This window comes from Chryseobacterium geocarposphaerae, from assembly GCF_002797535.1.
Taxonomy (GTDB): Bacteria; Bacteroidota; Bacteroidia; order Flavobacteriales; family Weeksellaceae; genus Chryseobacterium; species Chryseobacterium geocarposphaerae.
In genome coordinates, this window is record NZ_PGFD01000001.1 from 1992287 (window position 1) to 2014851 (window position 22565).

The window sequence follows — 22565 nt, forward strand, 5'->3', positions numbered from 1 at the left end:
GTTTTTATATTTAGTTTTCCTTTCCTGTTCCGTATCCTTTCACGATACCTCTAGGTGAGTTTTGAATGAACTGAAGAATCTCGTCTCTTTCAGCAGTAGGAAGCATTTCTTTTTCAATATGAGTGATTGCCTGAGAAACATTCATCTTCATTTGGAAGATCGCTCTGTAAATTTTTTGAATTTCGAAGATTTTTTCATTGGTAAATCCTCTTCTTCTTAAACCTACTGAGTTAATTCCGGCATAAGACATCGGCTCTCTTGCTACTTTTACGTAAGGCGGAATATCTTTTCTCACCAAAGTACCACCGGAAATCATTACATGCTTTCCAATTTTGCCAAACTGGTGTACAGCTGATAAACCTCCCATCACCGTATAATCACCAATTTCAACATGACCTGCAATACCGCAACCGTTTACAATGATAACATGATCTCCGATTACGCAATCATGAGCAATGTGAGATGTAGCCATAATCAGACAATTTTTTCCGATCTTAGTATGTCCTAAAGCTTTTGTACCTCTATTGACTGTTACACACTCTCTGATCGTAGTATCATCACCTATAATAACCTGTGTATCTTCACCATCGAATTTTAAATCCTGAGGAATTGCAGAAATTACAGTCCCGGGAAAAATCCTACAGTTTTTACCAATTCTTGCTCCATCCATGATGGTAACATTGGGCCCAATCCAGGTTCCTTCTCCTATTTCCACATCTCCTGCAATGGTAGTAAAGGGTTCTACGATTACATTTTTGCTGATTTTCGCACGTTTATCTACGGCTGCTAATTGATGGATCATTTAATCAACTTTATTTTTTGCAACTTGGGCCATTAGTTCTGCTTCTACCGCTACTGTATCTCCAACATAACCGTAACCTTGCATATGTACAATACCTCTTCTGATAGGTTCAATTAATTCAATCTTGAAAATAAGTGTATCTCCAGGAATTACTTTTCTCTTGAATTTTACTTTATCAATTTTAATGAAATAAGTAGAATAGTTTTCAGGATCCGGAACACTTGCCAGTACAAGAATTCCACCTGTCTGCGCTAAAGCTTCTACCTGAAGAACTCCCGGCATTACGGGCTCTTTCGGGAAATGTCCAACAAAGAAAGGCTCATTCATTGTAACATTTTTAAGACCTACAACATGAGAGTCTGAAAGCTCAAGAACTTTATCAATCAATAAGAACGGAGGTCTGTGAGGCATTAATCTCATAATTCCGTTGATATCGAAAACAGGCTCTTTGGTTAAATCAAAATCAGGAACGTTTTTCTTTTTCTGCAATTTCCACTGGCGGTTCAGTTTTTTTGCAAACTGAGTATTTACGTAATGTCCTGGCTTATTAGCAATTACTTTACCCTTTATTTTCACACCAGCCAAAGCCAAATCTCCGATTACATCAAGTAACTTATGTCTTGCAGCTTCGTTTGGATAGTTTAGATTTAAATTATCAAGAATTCCGTTAGGTCTTATAGAAACATTGTCTTTCCCAAAAGCTTTCTTTAATTTTTCTGTAGTTTCAGGAGTAAGATCTTTATCTACATATACAATGGCATTAGAAATATCTCCACCTTTAATCAAACCGTGATCTAAAAGCATTTCTAATTCGTGTAAGAAGCTAAATGTTCTTGCTGATGAAATTTCTTCTTTAAACTCAGAAATATTTTTTAGTGTAGCATTTTGAGTTCCTAAAACTTTGGTCCCAAAATCTACCATAGTAGTCACTTCGTAAGTATCTGAAGGAATGATTGTGATTTCTGATCCTGTTGCCGGATCGCTGTAGGTAAGAACTTCTTTTACAACAAGGTATTCTCTTGCGGTATTTTGTTCTACCACTCCAACACTTTCGATGGCTTCAACAAAATACTTCGACGATCCGTCTAAAATAGGAGGTTCAGAAGCATCCATTTCCAAAATGGCATTATCGATATCACAGCCTACTAAAGCCGCTAAAAGATGCTCGCAGGTATTGATCTTTACTCCTAATTTTTCTAATGTTGTCCCTCTTTCTGTAGCTACTACATAATTCACATCAGCTTCCACCTGAGGATGTCCTTCCAAGTCTGTTCTTACAAATACAAAACCTGTGTTTTCCTTTGCAGGTTTGATGGTTAGTTTTACTTCTTTACCCGTATGAAGTCCGATTCCGGAAAGTGTCACTTCTTGCTGAAGTGTTTTTTGCATATCACTCATTAGTTTTATCTTTTGAGTTATTCTCAAGATTGTTTATTCTGTTTACAATTTCAGGTAAATTTCTGAAATGTACATAACTCCTTAAATAGTCGTTATAGCTGATTGCCGGCGAACCATAAATAGTTTCCTTATCATTCACACTGGAGTTTACTCCGCTCTGTGCCTGAATTTTTACCTGATTTCCTATTTTAATATGCCCTACAACACCAACCTGCCCTCCAATCTGGTTCCAGTCGCCAATGATTGTAGATCCTGCGATTCCGGCCTGTGCCGCAATCACATTGTTTTGTCCGATTTTTACGTTGTGTGCAATTTGGATCAGGTTATCGATTTTAGTTCCTTTCCCGATTATAGTAGAACCAATTGTAGCTCTGTCTATACTACAGTTTGAACCAATCTCAACATCATCTTCAATGATGACATTTCCTAATTGAGGAATTTTTTTGAAACCTTCCGGAGTCGGCTGGAAACCAAATCCGTCACCTCCAATTACAGTATTGGAATGAACGATGCAGTTATCACCAATGATACAATAATCGTAGATTCTCGCTCCACTGTCAATTTTGCAGTTTTTACCGATTTTCACCCCTTTTCCTATGTAGACATGAGGATAAATCTGAGTTCCTTCTCCAATTTTTGCCTTTTCAGATACATAAGTAAAAGCACCGATATATACCTTATCTCCGACTACAGCAGTATCATGAATTGAAGAACCATCTTCAATCCCTTGCTTTTTACCCTGCATTTCCTGGTACAGATTCATTAAAACCTGAAAAGAAAGGTAGGCATCCTTTACCGCAATCACGGTAGGATTATATATATCTTTTGATAAAAGTTTTTCTGAAACGATGATAACGGAGCATTTGGTCGTATCCAAATAATGGGAAAATCTATCTTGTGCTATAAAAGAAAGATGTCCTGTTTCCCCTCCTTCAATAGGTGAAACTCCAGTAATAAGTGCATTCTCATCACCTATTATTTTCCCGTCAATAAAACTTGCAATTTGCGAAGCTGTAAATTCCATATTCTGCAAAGATAAGAAATTCTATAATTCGCAAACATTTTTTAATTTTCGGATTGTGAATTTTAATATTCTTTAAGAAATTATGTGCTAAATATCTCTTGGAAACATAAGAATATATCGGGTGGTCTTATTAGTAATTAATCCCGATAGAAGCTGGTCTTCCGATTCTTCAAGCCTTATCTTTTTTCCATTTTTCTGCAATAGAAAGATCGGCTGTTTTTGAGTATCGTAAGGCAATAGTTTTCGTTTAATTTCATGCACCAATTCATTTCCGTTATCGATTCCGAAAAATTCATTGGTGTTTTTTACTTTTTCTTCAATAAACTCTGCTTCAAATGCATGTGACGAAATAATGGTCTTGGGCAGGTTTCTCTGGATTACACATTTGCACCAGTATGACAGAATAAAATCACCAGCCGACTGCCAGTTTTTCATCGCCTGAATAACATCGTTATCGTCTAATTGTGTAAACCTTTCCACGTCTTCGTCTGTAGCAGAATTTTTACCTCTATGCAAAAAATATCTCAGATTTTCTGTTGCCGGGAGATCAACACCTTGTGAAACCAGATATTTTGCTCGCTCTAAAATTTTCACCAAAAGAAATTCAGCCAACGCCGAAGTTTTATGATAGTAAACTTGCCAATACATGAACATTCGCGCAGTAAGAAAATTCTCAATAGAATAAATACCTTTTGCATCGATTACCAATTCACCTTCTTCACAGACATTCATCATGGAAATAATTCGTTGTGTATTAATATTCCCCTCCGAAACTCCTGTAAAAAAGCTGTCTCTGTTCAGATAATCCAAACGATCGACGTCCAATTGTGAAGAGATAAGCTGATTAAAGAATTTTCTATGATACTTCCCCTGAAACATTTTAATAGCAACAGATAGTTTACCTTCAAACTCATCATTCAGTTTGTTCATCAAAAGCAGTGAAAGGTTTTCGTGATGCCAATCATCCATCAGCATACTTTCTAAGGCATGGGAAAACGGACCATGTCCTATATCGTGCATCAAAATCGCCAACATAGCGCCTTTTTCTTCGTCCTCAGAAATCTTCACTCCCTTTTGTTTCAATGTTTCCAGTGCTGTAAACATCAGATGCATTGCCCCTATCGCATGATGAAATCTTGTATGGGTAGCCCCGGGAAAAATCAAATTTAAAAGACCGGTCTGTCCTATTCTTCTCAATCGCTGGAAGTAAGGATGCTCAATAATGTCAAATAATATTTCGTGTGGAATTTTGATAAAACCGTGAACAGGATCGTTGATAATTTTTAGCTTATTCTGCATTGATGTCGATATTGTAACAAAGTTAGGGAAAATTTAACTTTAGCTTTTATTTAAATTTCATTAATCTTAAAACCTTATTTCTATTTTTTGCTCCTTCAGTACAGTTGCTATCGGAGTGGATGATTCTATCCTATAAGGAATACAGAAAGAAAAAGACGAAGTCATCGAAAGAGTGCTTGACTATGCAAAAACAGGGAATTAATAAACAATATTTTGATTTAACTAATATTTAACTATTAAAAGCACTATTTTTATTGTTTGAAAAGAAATTTGGTCGAAATTTTGATACAATAACCATGAAAAATAAATATTATGTCGGAAAAGATATTATGGATAGATGATGAAATAGATTTACTAAAACCTCATATCGTATTCTTAGAAAAAAAAGGGTATCAGGTAACCCCTGTTAATAATGTAAATGAAGCCTTGGAATTGATGGATTCCGAAAAATTTGCACTGACCCTTATTGATGAAAATATGCCCGGAATTTCCGGACTTGAAGCCATTCCTATGATTAAAGAAAAAGATAATTCTTTAAAAATTGTAATGGTTACAAAAAGTGAAGAAGAGCACATCATGGAAGAAGCCATAGGCTCTCAGATTGCGGATTACATATTAAAGCCTGTAAATCCCAACCAGATTTTGCTTTCTCTTAAAAAGAATCTTCAGGAAGATAATTTGGTTGAACAGAAAACCATTTTACAATATCAGCAGGAATTCAGAAACCTTTCTATGGAGCTTTCTTATCTGAGAACATACCAGGATTGGGCGGAATATTACAAGAAAATTGTGAATTGGGAACTTAAATTTGATAAGGTTGCCGATAATGAATTTGCCGATCTGCTTCAGTCTCAAAAGGAAGAAGCCAATATTCAGTTTGCAAAGTTTATAGAAAACAATTACGAAGACTGGTTGAACGGTTCTGAAAAACCTATGATGAGCCATACCTTATTTAAAGATAAAATAAAAACTGAAGTAGAAAAAGAAAAAGTTCTTTTGCTGATGGTAGACAATCTGAGATATGACCAGTGGAAAGTGATCGAACCTCTATTCACCAAACATTACAATAAGGTTTCCGAGGATTATTATTACAGTATTCTTCCTACCGCAACTCAATATGCAAGAAATTCATTTTTTGCCGGATTAATGCCTTCTGAAATAGAAAAACGTTTTCCGGACAAATGGTTTAATGATAATGAAGAAGGAAATAAAAACGAATTTGAACGTGACTTTTTAGAAGATCAAATGAAAAGAATTGGTTTAGCATCTAAATCAATGAAGTATTTGAAAGTTCTTAATGCAGATTTTGAGAGAAAGATCTATGATGATTTTAATCAGCATAAAAATAATGACCTTTTAGTGATTGTTTATAACTTTATTGATATTCTTTCTCACGCAAAAACCGACAATCATATAGTAGATCAGCTGATCAGAGATGATAAAACTTTCCGTTCCCTTACCTTAAACTGGTTTGAAAATTCATCTTTATTAAAAATAATTAAGGTTGCTGCCGAAAACGGTTTCAAACTTGTGATTACTACTGACCATGGAACAGTATATGTAAAAAAACCAAGCCGTGTCGTGGGTGACAGAGAAACATCTACAAATATCCGTTATAAAACAGGAAAAAGTTTAACGTACGACAGCAGCGATGTCTGGGCAATTTCAAACCCGGAAAAACTGTTCCTTCCTAAAGGAAATTTAAGCTCAAAATATATTTTTGCGAAGAACAATATTTTCTTAGCGTATCCAAAGAACTATAATCATTTTGTAAACTATTATAAAGAAACATATCAACACGGAGGAATTTCATTGGAAGAATGTATCATTCCAATCAGTATTTTAGAGCCTAAGTAATCTTTGAATCAAATACACCATTAAAAATATAAAAATGAAAAAATCAATTTTAATTTTACCTGTATTGGCAGCGTTATCAATTGTTTCGTGTAAAAAGGAAGGCAGTAAGAGTTCAGAAACTTCATCTGATTCTACAGCGGTAATCAGTTCAGATTCGATAAAAACAAATACTTCAGATCTATCTGCAGCTACACCAACAGATTCTGCAGCTGTAAATAAAAATCCTATTGTAAAGGCAAAATCTACTGATGCTGGGGGAAAAAGTATTGATATGACCTTTGATAATAATAAAAATACAGCTACCATTGTTTATGAAGGTGAAACTATCGAATTGAAAGGGCAGCCAACCGGTTCAGGAATTCATTATAAAAATGACCATTGGGAGTTAAGAGGCAAAGGATTGGAAAACGAACTTTCGAAAGACGGAAAAGTAGTTTTTAAAGGAATTAAATAAAATTGCATGTCGGCTTTCAGCCGACATTTGTTTTTTAGACCGGCTTTTGATATATTTCAAACATGAAATTAATTACTTACAACGTAAACGGAATACGTGCCGCCTTTACCAAAGATTTTTTAGGATGGCTGAAAACTGCTGATCCGGATATTATCTGCATTCAGGAAAGTAAGGCTGGTAACGATCAGATTGATATAGAAAGCCTTGAAAAGTTAGGATATCACAGTTATTGGCATTCTGCGATAAGAAAAGGCTACAGCGGTGTTGGAATCGCGTCAAAGATAAAACCTAATCACGTAGAATTTGGCTGCGGAATCGAAAGTTATGATAATGAAGGGCGAATCATAAGAGCCGATTTTGATGGCTACTCTGCTATTTCAGTCTATGTACCTTCTGCATCCAATATTGAACGACTGGATTTTAAAATGCAGTTTTGTCACGATTTTTTAGATTACATTAAAGATTTAAAACAAACGATCCCTAATCTAATTATTTCCGGTGATTTTAATATTTGCCACGAAGCCATTGACATTCACGATCCTGTACGTTTAAAAAACGTTTCCGGCTTCCTTCCTATGGAAAGGGAATGGATGAGCGATTTTATCAATGAATGTGAACTTATAGACAGTTTCAGATTTTTCAATCAGGATCCGGACAATTATACATGGTGGAGCTACAGACAAAATTCGAGAGAAAAAAATAAAGGATGGAGACTTGATTATAATTTTACAAGCCACACATTAAAGGATCAACTTACAAGAGCGGTTATTTTAAAAGAAGCGGTACATTCTGATCACTGTCCTGCTTTGGTAGAATTAAATGTTTAAAAAATATATTTAACCTAATTGATTTCTGAAAATCATAAAAATAAAAAGCCAACTGTATTCAGTTGGCTTTTACCTTTTAAAATCATAAGTTTAATCGACAATTTCATATTCAACCGGAATAGTACCATGATTGGTATTTCCGATCTCATCGAACGCGGCTTTAGACATATCTAATGCTCTTGATGAATGGTAAGGTCCTCTATCATTTACTCTCACTACTACTGACTTACCATTGTCCAAATTGGTCACTTTAATATTAGTTCCAAATGGAAGCGTTCTGTTTGCTGCTGTGAACTTTGAATTATCAAATACTTCACCGCTGGCTGTTTTTCTACCATTAAATTTATCGTGGTAGTACGATGCATAACTTGTTTTTTTCGCATCTGTGGTATTGCTCGTAAAAGAGAAAATACCAAAGGTTGAAATCATCATTATGATTACGAGAATGAATCTTTTCATCATTTTGAATATTTTGGGGTTTATGACGGAGCAAAAGTAACAGGATTATCTATATAGACCTATTCGAACTGTTAAAAAACGTTAATAAAAAATTAATAAAATGTTAATTAAGTCTATAACTACCTATTTTTAGGGACTTTAGATCATAGTGTTAAAAAATGTTAAAAAAAAGAGTAAAAAGTTAATTTAATTAACTCGCTACAGCATAATTCATTCTACACAATGCAACAAATCCTTTAATAATCAACAATTTAAAGTATTAAAATCTTTATTATAATTAATAAAAAAAACCAATGAAACAATCATTGGTCTATTTGTATTAAATATTCTATACCAGTTCTCCGTACAGATCAAACTCTTCGGCTGAGGTAATTCTTACATTGGCAAATTCCCCGATAGAGATATAAGTATCTTCAGCGGACACCAAAACAGTATTATCTACATCCGGAGAATCATATTCTGTTCTTCCGATAAAATAGTTTCCTTCTTTTCTGTCAAAAACACATTTGAAGGTCTTTCCGATTTTCTCCTGATTCTTTTCCCAAGAAATCTGTGATTGAAGTTCCATAATCTCCTCTACTCTGGCTTCTTTTACCTCCTGTGGAATATCATCTTCCAAAACATAAGCTGTAGTATTTTCTTCATGTGAATAGGTAAAGCATCCTAATCTATCAAACTTTTGTTCTCGTACCCAGTCTTTTAACTCCTGAAATCTTTCTTCAGTTTCTCCGGGATACCCTACAATAAGCGTAGTTCTGATTACCATATCCGGAACTATCTCTCTGAACTTAGCCAATAAGGCATCCGTTTTTTCATGAGTCGTTCCTCTTTTCATGGATTTAAGAAGATCGGAATTAATGTGCTGTAAAGGAATATCAATATAGTTACAAACTTTAGGCTCTTCTCTGATAATATCAAGTACATCTTCTGGAAATCCACTTGGGAATGCATAATGTAATCTGATCCATTCGATTCCTTCAACCTTTACCAATTCTTTCAGAAGATTACCCAATGCTCTTTTTTTATAGATATCTAATCCGTAGTAAGTAAGATCCTGAGCAATAAGGATTAATTCTTTTGTTCCTTTTTTAGCAAGTTTAGCCGCTTCATTCACCAATTTTTCGATCGGAGTGGAAACATGCCCTCCTCTCATTAATGGGATAGCACAAAACGAACAAGGCCTGTCACAACCTTCGGATATTTTAAGATAAGCATAATGCTTGGGAGTAGTCGTTAATCTTTCTCCTACCAATTCATGCTTATAATCTGCCCCTAAGTGTTTCAAAAGGATTGGCAAATCTCTCGTTCCAAAATATTGATCTACATCGGGAATTTCCTTAATCAAATCCGGTTTATATCTTTCAGAAAGACATCCGGTAACAAAAACCTTTTCAACCTCTCCTCTGTTCTTTGCATCCACATAGTCCAAAATAGTATTGATAGATTCTTCCTTGGCATTATCAATAAATCCGCAAGTATTGATCACCACGATATCTCCTCTGTCTTCATGAACTACTTCTTTACCATTGGCTTTCAGCTGGCTCATTAAAACTTCAGAATCATACACGTTTTTAGAGCATCCCAGTGTGACTACATTAATTTTCTTCTTACCTACAGATTTTGTTCGCATCTTTCTATTTTTCAGGGTGCAAAGATACAAATATTAAAAATGATAATTAAAAAAATAAAACCACCTTAAAAAGTGGTTTTTAATATTCTTACAATTAAATATTTGCATTAATAAGCTTGTTCGTCTCCCTTCACTATATTATATAAGGTAAGAAAGATAATTTTGATATCCAGGAAAAAAGACCAATTCTGGATATACCAGATGTCTTTTTCAATACGCTTCTCCATATCTTTGTGTGAAAATATCTCCCCTCTGGAACCCATTACTTGTGCCCAACCTGTAATTCCAGGTTTTACAATATGCCGCGTCATATACTTCTTAGTAATCTTTGAGTACATTTCGGTTTGGGATAGCATATGTGGTCTAGGACCAACAATAGACATATCACCAAGAAAAACATTAATAAACTGAGGCAGTTCGTCTATACTTGTTTTTCTCATGAATGCACCAAACTTTGTTACTCTTGCATCATTCTTTGTGGTTGTTATAAAATCAGCCTTAGCATTAGTTGTCATACTTCTGAATTTAATACATTCAAATGGTTCATTATTCAATCCTGATCTTTTTTGTCTAAAAAACACAGATTCATTACTCTCTAATTTTATAATTAGTGCAATAACAGGTATAAGCCAGGATAGGATGAATACAATCACAAAAAGTGAAAATACAATATCAAATGTTCTTTTTAATATTTGTTTTTTCGGATTTGCTAATGGCTCCCTTATAAGCTTCAGAAATGGTATATCATGAACAATATCATAATAATGTGGCACAAGATTGACGTATTTAAAATCCGGAGCCATATAAATTCTTACCATTTTATGCTCAGCTACCTCAACGATTTGCTTATATAGACCGACATCAATTTTATTATCACAAAAAATAATATTATTTATTTTGGAACTTTCCAAATCTTCAAATAATTTATCTATTCTGCCTAAGTATTTATTTTTAGTTTCCGTATCTCCTGATGTATAAGTTCCTCTTATTCCCATAGACCTTCTCAAATCGTCATTTGACAACAATGATGTCGCCAGCTTGTTCTCACCAACAAGTACGGTATTGAAAGAATAAAATTTTCGTCCAATTTTAATCCTGTTCTTTTTTCGATACAGAAAAAGTACGAATCGGGTAAGCGTCATGAAAAAACCTATAATCAGGAAATAGAGCACAACATATCTATAATTGATTTTTACAGGCAGAATAAGACTAAAATAAATGGCAGAAAACACAGCTAACAAAATAAAAGATTTTGTTAGAGCATTAAAGTGTAATGAAGATTCTTTTATTGCAAGGCATTTATAAGGTTTAGTCATCGACGTGATAACAAACCAAGAAATATTAAGAAGGATGAACTGAGTAATATATCCCTGAGCAAAATCTTTATCCAAGTTAAAAAAATATAACTTTCCTAGAATCAAAAAAAGATTGATAATAATATAATCCCCAATAAGAAAAATTTTGGGTAAATGTTTAAAAAAATAAACTAACATAATCCGGTAATGATTCTTCTAAATTTTTAAAGTTGCTGCATATTCAACGTAAATTAAAAATTGGGTTATTAATTATTATTCTGTTTTCGAATATATTAAAAATTTTTCAAAGAAAACATAGACTGAACTTTATCTTTTTCTGAAAGTATAATATCCTCTAAGGGTAACTGCCAATCAATATTTAAATCTGCATCATTCCAAAGAACACCGCCTTCAGAAGCTTTATCATAATAGTTATCGCACTTATAAGAAAATATCGCAGTTTCGCTCAAAACGGAGAATCCGTGCCCAAATCCTCTGGGAACATATAATTGTAATTTATTTTCTGCCGTTAATTCGATTGAGAACCATTTTCCAAAAGTTGGCGAATCTACACGTAAATCAACTGCCACATCAAGAACTTTCCCTTCTAAACAAGAAACCAGTTTTGCCTGAGCCTTATCTCCTTTCTGTAAATGTAGTCCTCTAAGAACACCATAGCTCGATTTAGAAATATTATCCTGAACAAAATGTCCGTTCATTCCAGTCAACTCTTCAAATCTCTGCTCATTGAACTTTTCGTAAAAGTATCCTCTGTCGTCTTCATAGACAGTGGGTTCTATAATATAACAGTCTTTAAGCGGTGTAGATTTTATTTTCATAAAATATTGAAAATTTTTATTTATTAATTTTATTCAGTTTTGAAACAGTTACAAATATAAATCTTAACATTCTATAAATAAAATTTCATTTTATTACTTTTGTAATAAATTATTAAATAGAAATTTTTATCATTTTATATCTGAGATTATATTTTTTCTTTCATTAAATTACATTCTGCTAAATAAGATTTAAATTTCATTTTAAATACTTCCGCACTAAATTTTCGGGAATGTTCTCTGATTAGAATTGGATTGAAATTGAATATTTTATTTTCAAATTTCTTTACAGCTTCTTCTATTTCCTGCACATTTTGAGAATAAAAGAAAACACCCGTTTTATTTTCTAAAACCGTTTCTAAAGTTCCTCCTCGTCCATATGCTATTACAGGAGTACCACAAGCTTGCGCTTCAACCGGAGCAATTCCAAAATCTTCTAAAGATGAAAAAACAAAAGCTTTTGCATTGCTTATATAATGATTAATTTCATTCGAGTTTAAAAATCCTTTAAAAATAATGTTCTCATTACCTTTTGATAATTTTTCAAGTTTTGATTTTTCTGATCCGTCACCGATAATAATTAATTTTTTATTAAGATTGATAAAAGCCTTAATTAATAAATCAAACCTTTTATACTGTACCAACCGTCCTACCGTTACATAATAATCTGAATCCTGTATTTTTGTAGTCCGTAAGTTAAAATGATCAACAGCAACAGGAGGATAGATTACCACCGACTTTCTATTATAATGTTCCTCAATCCAATCCTGAACATATTTAGAATTAGCAATTATATAATCAGGGTTCTGAGCCGTCCGTTTATCAAAAGACTGAAGATATTTTCTCAATGGCAGAAAAATCACTCCCAAAATACCTTTAAAATAATTATCATATTCATCCCAAATGTATTTAAAGTTTCGGGCTTGTATATAGCTGATATGTTTCTCATTATTAATCCTAAAGCCTTTAGATAAGCACCAGGAAGAGCTGATTATCCAATCAACAGGAAGATTTGTAAATTGTTTGTTAAATAATTTACTCACAATGGGAAAAAATGGTAGTGCATAACGAAAATTTTTACCCAAAAGTTTTAAAAGCCGACTTGTTAAAACTTCCGGCGTTTTACCATTAAACATTTTTAGCTTGTCCACGTCACTCATTATGTCTGCATAGGCAAAGTAATAATCAAAATCAATGAAATCATTCATTGAGGTTACAACCCGTTCGGCGCCACCATATTTATCCAGCCAGTCATGGATTAAAGCTATTTTCATTGAATAAATACTTTATTTAAAATTATTTGAAACGGTCAGATAATAAACTGTTTTAGGAGTCATACTTGGTATCTTGAGTGCTATCATATTTTTCCCAATACTAATTTTCTGTTTCTGGATCAAAATCATACTTTCCAACACAGATTCATTAGTATTGGGTACCTCATAAACTTTCAATTCCAAAGTTTTGCCGTTTTTATAGAACTGAAATAAATTTTTCAGATTAATTTTCGTATTGATAACCTTATTACCACTATTATTATTAATTATTACATATTGACCTTTATTATCATAAGAGGCAAATGCAGAAACATATTCATAATTGGAAATATATTTCACTCTGTTTTTAATACTTTGGCCGTATAGCTTATAAGCCCACCAAACAGATCTGGGATTTCCGTTTTTATCTAATAGTCCATTCATTGAATTATTACAATTAAAAACGCCATTACTTTCTGCCCAACACCCTTTACATGCACCATCTATACCGTTATTTTCCAGATATCTAAAAACTTCCAGTATTTCCGATCCTGAAAATTGTGAATATTGATTAATAATTTCACCTAAAACGATTTTCTTAATTCCCACTTTAGGATATTTAGGCAAAAGTACTTCTTTTAATTTCTTAACATCTTTCGCAAAATCTTTCAGATAATCCTGATCCCTCCATTCGTGCCAGGATAAAACATCAACTCTTATATTATTTTTATTACAAAAATTCAAAAATCCTTCTATTTCTTTTTCATCATAACGGTCAAAAGAAGGTCCTGTAATCAGAGCTTTATCTCCTCCAGGTAAAGATCTAATGATGTCATGAGCCTTTTTAAAAATCTGATAGTATTCATCCCTATCGAAATCACCAAAACCTTCCTGATGAAAGGGTTCATTCCAAATATCATAGATGACTGTATTTTTGAATTTCTGATACTCGGCAGTTACTATATTCTTTAACCTATCTGTGTATAAAGGATGAGGCCATTCCCTATTATTTTTTTTCCCAGGATATGCATAAATATCCGACAAAACCAAAATGGGAGTAATATTAAAACTTCTCAGATAATTGATATCAGAAATAGATTTGTAAGACCAACCTATCCTCCAATACTTTGGTTGTAATGCCATGATATTATTCTGAAGTGCTCTGATGTCATCATAGTGTAGGAAACCAGACATTGATTTTACATGCAAGCTTTTTTTATTGAAATCAATATCGACACTTACCGAGTCTTTTATTCTTTGACTGTTCGTCATACAAAAGATAAAAACAGAAATGATCGTAAAAATCATTCTCCGTTTTTTGCAGCTCATGTTTAATTTCATTTATTAATTTAGTATTAGGTTATTTTTTCAGCCCTAATTTATGCAAAAACGCAAATTTTAATATGGAAGTTAATAATATCCATCTTTTATAAAGCTTCATAATGAATGGTCTATCACTTCTATTCAATAAGCTTCCCAACTGAGTGACCGTATTTTTTGATCTTCTATAGAGTAAATAAGGCTGCTCTATAAATTTCACTTTGCCTGTGACTTCCGCAACTAATCCCATCCAAAGGTCAATGGCCACTTCCTCATTTTTAGGAAATGGCATAGAATGCCTTAAAACTTTTCTGTTAAAAGCCATACAAGAACCATAATAGGTACAACAAATGATATTTTTCAGAATACCTGTTCCGGAATTGTATAAGCTGAAAAAAGAAGGATTGGTAACATTCAAAAGCTCATCTGTAACCATAGAATTCGTTACCACCAAATCATTTTCCTTTAAACCTTCTAAAACAGTATTATATTTACCCGGCATCCACACATCGTCCTGATCTGACAAGAAAATAATATCTCCAACTGCTGCCCTCAATGCGTTCTGAAAATTTGGAGTATATCCTTTCTTTCCTTTGTTAATTACTATTTTTATTCTGCTGTCATTAATATTTCTGATAATTTCCAACGTCTTATCGGCAGACCCGTCATCGGAAACAATGATTTCATCATTTTGACCAATCTGCTGCAGTATCGAGGTAATTTGCTCTGATATAAACTTCTCCCCATTATAAGTCGCCAGGCATACACTTACTTTCATTTCTTTATTATTTTTGTAAATGCCTCCATAAATTGATCTGCCGAGCTACCCCAACTTTTTTCTCCAAAAAAGTATACTTTCTCTATATTTCGGGACATTTCTTCCAATATATTTTTATTATTGTAAAGCTCCAATATAGCATTGTAAATAGCATCGGAACTTTTGGGCTCAATTATTAATCCTGTTTTCTTATCTTCCACCATCTCGGGAAGTCCTCCTACATTAGTTGCAATCACAGGCTTTTTAAACGCATAAGCAGACATAATCACCCCGCTTTGGGTAGCATCTGTATATGGGCAAACGACTACCGAAGCCTGAGAAATAAGATCTGCTAAACTTTCAGGGTAAATATACTCATTAAGGATATTTATTTGAGGATATTGTTTATAAACTTCAATATCAAAATCAAAATTTCCGCTTCCAGCAATTGTAAGCTTCATATCTATATCCGGATGAGATGAAATAATCTTTACAAAAGCATCCAGCAAAAATTTGATTCCTTTATAAGGTGAAATTCTGCCAAAAAACAAGATATTAAATTCTGTCGAAGATTGTGAATTATTATCTGTTTTACAATATCTTAAATAATCATATACGCTTAAAAAAGAGGTAAAAATAGTATTTGGATTGTATTGGTAACGTTCTATAAAGTCTTTTTTCTGATTTTCATTTAACAGTATTTTGTTATCTATAAGATTAAACTGTAGCTTGCGTAAAAATCTATCAATAATGAAATTTTCACCAGAATGTAAAAACGGATCATGTACAATAAGCAACATTTTTTTGCGGTACGATAATGTTGAAAAAAAATATGTAAGCATGTAATTATCTGTAATAATCACATCGGGATTGATTTTTTTTAGATACTGATTTATTTTATATGAAACATAAAGCTTTCTGAAAATATTTACTGTGCGTGTTCCCTTTATGACATACGTCTTATCAAGATCTATAAGCTCATGGAAACGGGTGAGTTCACCAACTTCTGTCCCCTTCGAAATATTTTTTGTTAATTTTTCTTTGTTTAAAAAATTATAAACTTCATGAAGCGCTTCTGTAAAAAAATATACATCATTTTTTTTCCTGAGTGCATGAATCAAAGAAATATTGGCATCTAGAGCGAATGTAGATAAGAAAGCAACCTTCATTGTAAAATTTTCCTTTTTATATCCTATTTATTTCTTTGGGGTAAGAATCTTATCTATATGTTTATTAAATATAAAGTAAGCTCTACTGATAGTAGGTTTATTCCATAAGATATTTTCATATTTTCTAATAATAAAATTATTAGCTTTATACATCTTCAAAATCCCAAACAATAACAATACAAAAGTAAAGATAATTTTTACCACCCGATTGAGTACAACATATAAATAAGGGTACAGTATCCAATAGGAAACTACAAAAAGTGTAGTCATCCTGTCAATCAGAACGGAATATTCAGATAAAAACAAATAGGTTGTCGTAAATATAAAGAACAGGTTGAAGAAAATATTAAGTAATTTTTCATCTTTTATATATTCTCCTATTTTATCGTAGGATTTATAAAATATAATAAAGGTTAAAAATTTTTCCAGGTATCCTATTGTAATTCCATATCCATCACTGTACATACTGCTTTTTGAATAGGCTTCTGCCATGATAGCATAAAATCCTCCGAAAAAATTACCTACTCCAATAACTATCGGGGTAATAAATTTAATTTGTCCCAGATACAGCACATTTCCAAGAATAAAAGTTCCCCAAACAACCTGAGGAGGAAGCTTTTTATGCAGGAAAAAGTAAAGTGGAAAATAAAAAATCGAAGAGGAGTGGAAAAGCAATCCTATTCCATTGCATATAAAATATTTAAGAGCATTCCTCTCTTTAATAAACTGTAAAGAATAGATAAAAAGAAATATCGCTTTTGAATTTCTAATCAGATTAATCTCTATGACCAAGCCTGAAAAAATCAAAAACATTATAAAACCCAGTATATATTGAGGAGAATATTTCTTAAAAAAATAGTTGAGAAACAATACATCTATAAAAGAAGAAACGATTTGAAGTAAAAAATAACTTTTATTAATACTCTTAAGAAGAACCAATATGACTTTAAAGCCTGGCTCCACTTTCAAAAGAAAATCTTCACCTCCGGAGAAAAAATCTGAGATTCCACGAAAGTCAGAAAGGGTAGGCGCTGTTTCATATAATGGATAATAAACAGCAAAGTCCGTATCAATATATCCTCTAAATCCAAAAAAAATAAAAAATATAAACATCCCCAGGTACCTGATTATTTTTATATCTCTGTCACTATTTCTTAATTTATTTTCCCAAAGAAAAAGAACAAAATAAATCAAAAAAAGAATAATGTATGGTATTGAGTATGTAAAACTAAAAGTAGGCTCCATGAATTATCACATTTTCAGATATTTTGTTAATTGCAAATATAAATAAATGAATAACAATCAATTTCTATAATTAATTTAAAAACTAGCATTCTTTTTTGAAAATTTATTATCTAAATATAATTTCAATCCTTCTTGATAGGCTTTCAATGCGATAAACCACTGATGTCTAGAGTATCTAAAGTATAATATGATCAATATATATAAATAATTATATACTACAACATATGCTGCATATAAAGGATTATAGTTTTTCAAAGCAAAATAAACTAGGTTTCTCCATAAGAATCTCACTGAAAAATCACTCATTTTACCTGTTGAAGTAGATTCGTTGTGATAAACAGCCGTATCTGAGATATACCACAACTTTTTTTTATGCTTGTTGAGTGCTCTATATACAAAATCTGTATCATCATAATATACGAAATAGTTTTCGTCCATCATTCCGACATTATCAAACACCTCTTTTTTCACAAGCATAAAACAAGTAGGAGCATATGCTATTTGTTTATCTACATTAAATTGGCCATTATCCTCCTCTTCCTGTCCATATTGCATAGTGATACCATTACGTTTATTGTATCCCCCTCCAGCAGCCCAAATTTTATGTGTTCCATAAAAATATATTTTAGGTACTGCCATATCTGCATGGTACTTATGTAACCCATTCAGTAATTTTCTGATGGTTTCATTCTCAAGCGCAATATCATTATTAGACAGGAGTACAAAATCACACTGGTCTTCAATAGCCTTTATGATTCCGATATTATTGCCTTTTGCCACCCCGTAGTTTGCTTCATTTTTAATAATTACAGTTTCAAACTGATATTTTGAAGCTAATTTTATACTTAATGATAAAGAGCTATCCGGAGAAAGATTGTCTACGACATACAATACAAAGTTTATATAGTCCTGTTTACTTAAGGTCTCAAAAAATTCTTCAAGAACAGATTCGCTATTATATAAAACGGTTACTATACCTATTTTTTCATTCATTTATATAAGCCTTTGTTTTTCATTTCCTCGATAGATAGATCATACCTATCTTCAGGAATTTGTTGCTTATTAACCCAACTTGTAAACGCTTCTATACCTTTTTCAAAACTCCACTTCGGTTCAAATCCTAATTGTTGCTTTATTTTGGAAATATCCGCATAATTGTGCCGTATATCTCCTAATCTATAATTCCCTGAAACCAGTATGGGTACTTGCCGTTGATAAAACATCGATAACGTTTCAGCTACTGTCATCACATTTGTTGCAACACCAGTTCCTACATTATAAACTTCACCATTGGCTTCTTTTTTTTCCAATCCCAAAATGGTGGCTTCTGCAACATCATCTATAAAAACAAAATCTCTTGTTTCTTTCCCATCTTCAAAGATATTAATTGAATTTCCATTTTTAATCCGGGTTGAAAAAATAGATAATATTCCTGTATAAGGATTCGCTAAAGATTGTCCCGGCCCATACACGTTTTGAAACCGATATCCTACTGCTGCAATTCCTAAAGATCTACATACTGTTAATACTAATTGTTCCTGATTTTGTTTGGTAATACCATAAACAGAAGTGGGATGAATTTTACTATCTTCGGTAGTAGGAAGTATTTCAACAGTTTGGCGGCATATAGGACATTTACATAAAAAATCTCCCTTTGCCATATCCTGATCTAGTCTTTCGAACGGATATACAATCCCATGCTCTCGACATTTATATTTACCCTCTCCATATATAGCCCGAGAAGAAGCAATAATAACTTTTTTCACTTGATGGGATGTGTTCGCAAGTATATCGAGCATAAGAGCGGTTCCTCCGATATTTACATCAATATATTTTTGAATTTCATACATTGACTGCCCTGTTCCTGTTTCCGCCGCTAAATGAATGATTGCATCTTGTCCTTTTATAGCATTCATCCAGTCTTCTCTCAATGTCACGGAACCTTTTATAAATCTTACCCTATCATGTATACTTTTATAAAGAGGTGAGGTGATTTCCGGTTTATCACCATGAATTTGTGGTGACAGATTATCTAAAACTGTCACATTCCATCCTCTTTTTATAAGTTTCAACGCTATATTTGAACCTATAAAACCGGCCCCTCCCGTAATTAATATATTTTTCATCACTCAATAAAATTGCCTTTAGCATCAGTTTTTAGCCATGCCTGTTTTTCAAATGAATAACGCTTTATAATTTTTGCCGGTGCGCCTACCGCAATACAATAATCAGGAATATCTTTTGTCACAACAGAATTTGCTCCTACAATGCTGTTTTTACCTATACTGGCTCCGGAAATGCAAACATTTTCTCCGATCCAAGAACCTTCCTTTATCACAACATCAGAAAGCTGAACAATTGGTTGCTCAATGATAGGACGTCTAATATCTTTATATCCGTGCTGATTATCCGAAATATAAACTCTGTCTGCAATAAGCACAGACTTTTCAATTATAATACTTTTGGTACAATAAATGTGAGCAGAATTTCCTATATAAGTATTGTCCCCTATTTCCAATTTACAATTATCATAGCCCGTTAAAGGATTAGCGGCTAACCATGCGTATTTACCAACAGAAACATTTTTGCCTATAAATATATTTTTAGGTTTTTCTATCCGGATAAAATTTTTGACCGAAGATCTATATCCAAAAGCTCCGAATTTCAGTTTATTTAGTGGATATAATACTAAATTATAGTAAATCATTACAGCAATGGATTAAGGTTAATCAATTTCTTTATATCGCACAAATTTTCAGAATTTAGTTGTATCCATTCGTGGCTTTTATCCCACCATTTTAATTTTAACAAATAATCAATTTCTTCCTCCGAAAACCTATGTTTCACCAATTTACTGGGAGAGCCAACAACAATTGCATATGATTCTACATCAGATGTAACTACAGTATTTGCTCCGATTATGGCCCCATCTCCTATTTTAACTCCATTAAGTATAATTGCATTTGCCCCAATCCATACATCGTTACCGATGACTACATCTTTTTTATATTCAAAAATATCTTCTTTAGAAAAATTTTTTAAAAGATTATATGGATTCGAATAGATAGAAGGATGCGTACTGGCAAATGTATGGGTAGGATGTTTTCCCGGCGCTATTCTGACATTGGGTCCTATGGAACAAAATTTTCCTATTTTAGTTTCACAAATTACCGAACCCTCAGCAATGTATGAGAAATCATCAACTGACGAATTTATGATCGTCACATTAATCCCAATCCAATTGTATTTTCCGAAAACAACATTTATTAATTTAGACATATAACCCAGTCTAAGATGCTCATACTTAGATTGGTATTTTATTTTCGTAATCAACCATTTCAAATATGTAGAAAAGGGATTTTGCAAATAAGATCTATCAAACATTCCTTTTATTTTTTTATGGATGAAATTAATTGCCTAACATTTTCATTTTTAAAAATAACAGGTAAATATAAAAAAAGTGAAAATATGCCTAAAATCATTTTCAGACTATTTCTTTCAGCCGAAATAAACTGATATGAAAGAATATTTAAGAAAATAATTAAAAAGCTAACCAATAATAATTTCGCTTCTTCTTTTCGGAAAATATCAAAAAAACTAATTTTTAAAGATTTATTATAGTTAACAATAACAACTAGCGATCCTATAGAAAGAGCAATAGCCCATGCTAAAATAATTCCGTAACCTTCTGCATATAAACCCAAAATTATTCCTAAAATAATATTAATAATAGCCATGCTTACATGAACTATCACTAAAACATTAAGCTTACCTTCTCCCATTGAGCTAAAATAAGCCGGTCCACACATAATATTAATAAAAGTGGATATCACTAAAACAAACATTGAAAAAATAAAATCAAAATTAAAGCTACCAAGCCACAATAAAGAAATTATGGGAGTTGCTAAAATTAAAAAAGTAGATAAAGGTAGATTAAATAAAAGTAAAATACGATTCATCTTTATGTAAAAGCTTTGTAAAAAAGAAGAATCTTCTGTTTTAGCTTTTTCTGCAACAACAGGTACCACAACCTGGTTAGCACTTGTTAATAGAGCACGAAACTGATTGACTGCTTTGGTTGCCATTTCATAATGTCCAAGCAACACAAGTCCACCATACTTACTCAAAAGCAGTTTGGTGGCCGGTTCATATAAAAGCTGGCTTATTGAAACAAACTGAAATTTATAACCGTAATTAAACAATTCTTTAAAAGATTGTTTATGCCATTTCCAATAACGGATTTGATTATTCGGGCTAATTTTCACTGTAAATACTAAGGCAGCAAAAAAAATAAAACCAGACTGTATAAGCTGCGCAATAGCAACTCCTTTAAGATGATAGGTCGAAGTTAATAAAACCGTTCCCCCAAACATAATAATTCCAGAGATGATATAAATAAAATTTCTGATATAGTTTTTTTGATATCCTTCTAAAACTGAAGTAAATACCCCTCCTATTGCGTTAATGCAAAGTGAAGCTAAGGAATAAGGAAGTATTTCTAATGCAATATTTAAAAAATGTTCATCAATTACATATTGTAAGAAAAATTTTGCACCTAAAAGAATAATCAGACTTAAACTTACAAAAAGAAATGACATTGATAGGACAGAGGTGAATATCAGTTTCCCCAGTTTGCTCTTATCATTTTCCAAAATGTATTCTGCAACAAATTTTACTAGTCCCGAAGTCATTCCTAAATTCGCCAAATTAGCAATGGAAGAAAACGATAATATTAATGACCATATGCCTAATTGCCGTACTCCAATTGTAGCCAATAAATACTTATATAAAAAAAAATACAATAAAGCTGTAAATACAACTTGTACTACTGCTGAAAAAGCATTTATTGTAATTTTTTTGGAAGAAAGCATTATTTAAATTTCTTTTTGTTACAGATGTACAACTTTCATACATTCTTATAAAGATAAATCTTTTTAAAT

21 protein-coding genes are annotated in these 22565 nt (G+C 32.5%); 3 read left to right on the forward strand and 18 right to left on the reverse strand.

The annotated features are described in order from the left end of the window. Window positions 1-10: 10 nt before the first annotated feature. The 4 genes from lpxA to CLV73_RS08855 all read right to left on the reverse strand — a co-directional run bounded on the left by lpxA (window position 11) and on the right by CLV73_RS08855 (window position 4523). Entirely contained in the window at window positions 11-802 is a 792-nt protein-coding gene (gene lpxA / locus CLV73_RS08840; RefSeq protein WP_100376469.1) for an acyl-ACP--UDP-N-acetylglucosamine O-acyltransferase, read from the reverse strand. After that, the gene (locus CLV73_RS08845) at window positions 803-2200 is read right to left on the reverse strand and encodes a bifunctional UDP-3-O-[3-hydroxymyristoyl] N-acetylglucosamine deacetylase/3-hydroxyacyl-ACP dehydratase (protein ID WP_100376470.1); all 1398 of its coding nucleotides are present in this window, start codon (window positions 2198-2200) and stop codon (window positions 803-805) included. After that, complete coding sequence (gene lpxD, locus CLV73_RS08850) at window positions 2193-3224, reverse strand: UDP-3-O-(3-hydroxymyristoyl)glucosamine N-acyltransferase (RefSeq protein ID WP_100376471.1); 1032 nt, start codon at window positions 3222-3224, stop codon at window positions 2193-2195. The genes CLV73_RS08845 and lpxD overlap by 8 nt, the downstream gene beginning before the upstream one ends. A gap of 87 nt (window positions 3225-3311) precedes the next feature. Continuing rightward, window positions 3312-4523, reverse strand: coding sequence for an HD domain-containing protein (locus tag CLV73_RS08855; RefSeq protein ID WP_100376472.1), 1212 nt, complete (start codon window positions 4521-4523; stop codon window positions 3312-3314). Between the two features lie 312 nt (window positions 4524-4835). Between CLV73_RS08855 and porX the strand changes: the two genes are divergently transcribed. From porX to CLV73_RS08870, 3 genes are all read left to right on the forward strand, one after another. Next, entirely contained in the window at window positions 4836-6380 is a 1545-nt protein-coding gene (gene porX, locus CLV73_RS08860) for a T9SS response regulator signal transducer PorX (RefSeq protein WP_100376473.1), read from the forward strand. A gap of 34 nt (window positions 6381-6414) precedes the next feature. Beyond that, the gene (locus CLV73_RS08865) at window positions 6415-6834 is read left to right on the forward strand and encodes an MliC family protein (RefSeq protein WP_100376474.1); all 420 of its coding nucleotides are present in this window, start codon (window positions 6415-6417) and stop codon (window positions 6832-6834) included. Window positions 6835-6896: 62 nt separating this feature from the next. Continuing rightward, a complete protein-coding gene (locus CLV73_RS08870; protein ID WP_100376475.1) occupies window positions 6897-7661 on the forward strand; it encodes an exodeoxyribonuclease III in 765 nt (254 codons plus the stop codon). Between the two features lie 90 nt (window positions 7662-7751). Here the strand turns inward: CLV73_RS08870 and CLV73_RS08875 are convergent, their stop codons facing one another. From CLV73_RS08875 to CLV73_RS08940, 14 genes are all read right to left on the reverse strand, one after another. Further along, a complete protein-coding gene (locus CLV73_RS08875; protein WP_100376476.1) occupies window positions 7752-8123 on the reverse strand; it encodes a septal ring lytic transglycosylase RlpA family protein in 372 nt (123 codons plus the stop codon). 325 nt (window positions 8124-8448) lie between these two features. After that, window positions 8449-9750, reverse strand: coding sequence for a 30S ribosomal protein S12 methylthiotransferase RimO (gene rimO / locus CLV73_RS08880; protein ID WP_100376477.1), 1302 nt, complete (start codon window positions 9748-9750; stop codon window positions 8449-8451). A 107-nt stretch (window positions 9751-9857) separates the two neighbouring features. Further along, window positions 9858-11243: an exopolysaccharide biosynthesis polyprenyl glycosylphosphotransferase gene (locus CLV73_RS08885; RefSeq protein ID WP_100376478.1), complete on the reverse strand. Its 1386-nt coding sequence runs from the start codon at window positions 11241-11243 to the stop codon at window positions 9858-9860. A 95-nt stretch (window positions 11244-11338) separates the two neighbouring features. Continuing rightward, entirely contained in the window at window positions 11339-11884 is a 546-nt protein-coding gene (gene rfbC, locus CLV73_RS08890) for a dTDP-4-dehydrorhamnose 3,5-epimerase (protein WP_100376479.1), read from the reverse strand. A gap of 146 nt (window positions 11885-12030) precedes the next feature. Further along, window positions 12031-13155 (reverse strand): glycosyltransferase, encoded by a 1125-nt coding sequence (locus tag CLV73_RS08895; RefSeq protein ID WP_100376480.1) that lies wholly within the window; start codon window positions 13153-13155, stop codon window positions 12031-12033. Window positions 13156-13167: 12 nt separating this feature from the next. Next, a complete protein-coding gene (locus tag CLV73_RS08900) occupies window positions 13168-14442 on the reverse strand; it encodes a GH39 family glycosyl hydrolase (protein WP_157798768.1) in 1275 nt (424 codons plus the stop codon). 52 nt (window positions 14443-14494) lie between these two features. Further along, complete coding sequence (locus tag CLV73_RS08905) at window positions 14495-15232, reverse strand: glycosyltransferase (RefSeq protein WP_100376482.1); 738 nt, start codon at window positions 15230-15232, stop codon at window positions 14495-14497. Beyond that, entirely contained in the window at window positions 15229-16380 is a 1152-nt protein-coding gene (locus CLV73_RS08910) for a glycosyltransferase family 4 protein (RefSeq protein WP_100376483.1), read from the reverse strand. Before CLV73_RS08910 ends, CLV73_RS08905 begins: the two co-directional genes overlap by 4 nt. Before the next feature lie 27 nt (window positions 16381-16407). Then, window positions 16408-17493, reverse strand: coding sequence for an EpsG family protein (locus CLV73_RS08915; RefSeq protein ID WP_157798769.1), 1086 nt, complete (start codon window positions 17491-17493; stop codon window positions 16408-16410). A gap of 207 nt (window positions 17494-17700) precedes the next feature. Further along, on the reverse strand, window positions 17701-18618 hold the full coding sequence (locus tag CLV73_RS08920; protein WP_100376485.1) for a glycosyltransferase family 2 protein: 918 nt from the start codon (window positions 18616-18618) through the stop codon (window positions 17701-17703). Next, on the reverse strand, window positions 18615-19751 hold the full coding sequence (locus CLV73_RS08925; RefSeq protein ID WP_100376486.1) for an NAD-dependent epimerase/dehydratase family protein: 1137 nt from the start codon (window positions 19749-19751) through the stop codon (window positions 18615-18617). The genes CLV73_RS08920 and CLV73_RS08925 overlap by 4 nt, the downstream gene beginning before the upstream one ends. Further along, complete coding sequence (locus tag CLV73_RS08930; RefSeq protein WP_100376487.1) at window positions 19751-20332, reverse strand: acyltransferase; 582 nt, start codon at window positions 20330-20332, stop codon at window positions 19751-19753. Before CLV73_RS08930 ends, CLV73_RS08925 begins: the two co-directional genes overlap by 1 nt. Next, window positions 20332-20904 carry a CatB-related O-acetyltransferase gene (locus CLV73_RS08935; protein ID WP_157798770.1) on the reverse strand — a complete coding sequence of 191 codons (573 nt, stop codon included), beginning with the start codon at window positions 20902-20904 and terminating at the stop codon, window positions 20332-20334. Before CLV73_RS08935 ends, CLV73_RS08930 begins: the two co-directional genes overlap by 1 nt. A gap of 110 nt (window positions 20905-21014) precedes the next feature. Then, the gene (locus CLV73_RS08940) at window positions 21015-22496 is read right to left on the reverse strand and encodes a lipopolysaccharide biosynthesis protein (RefSeq protein WP_100376489.1); all 1482 of its coding nucleotides are present in this window, start codon (window positions 22494-22496) and stop codon (window positions 21015-21017) included. Window positions 22497-22565 lie beyond the last annotated feature (69 nt).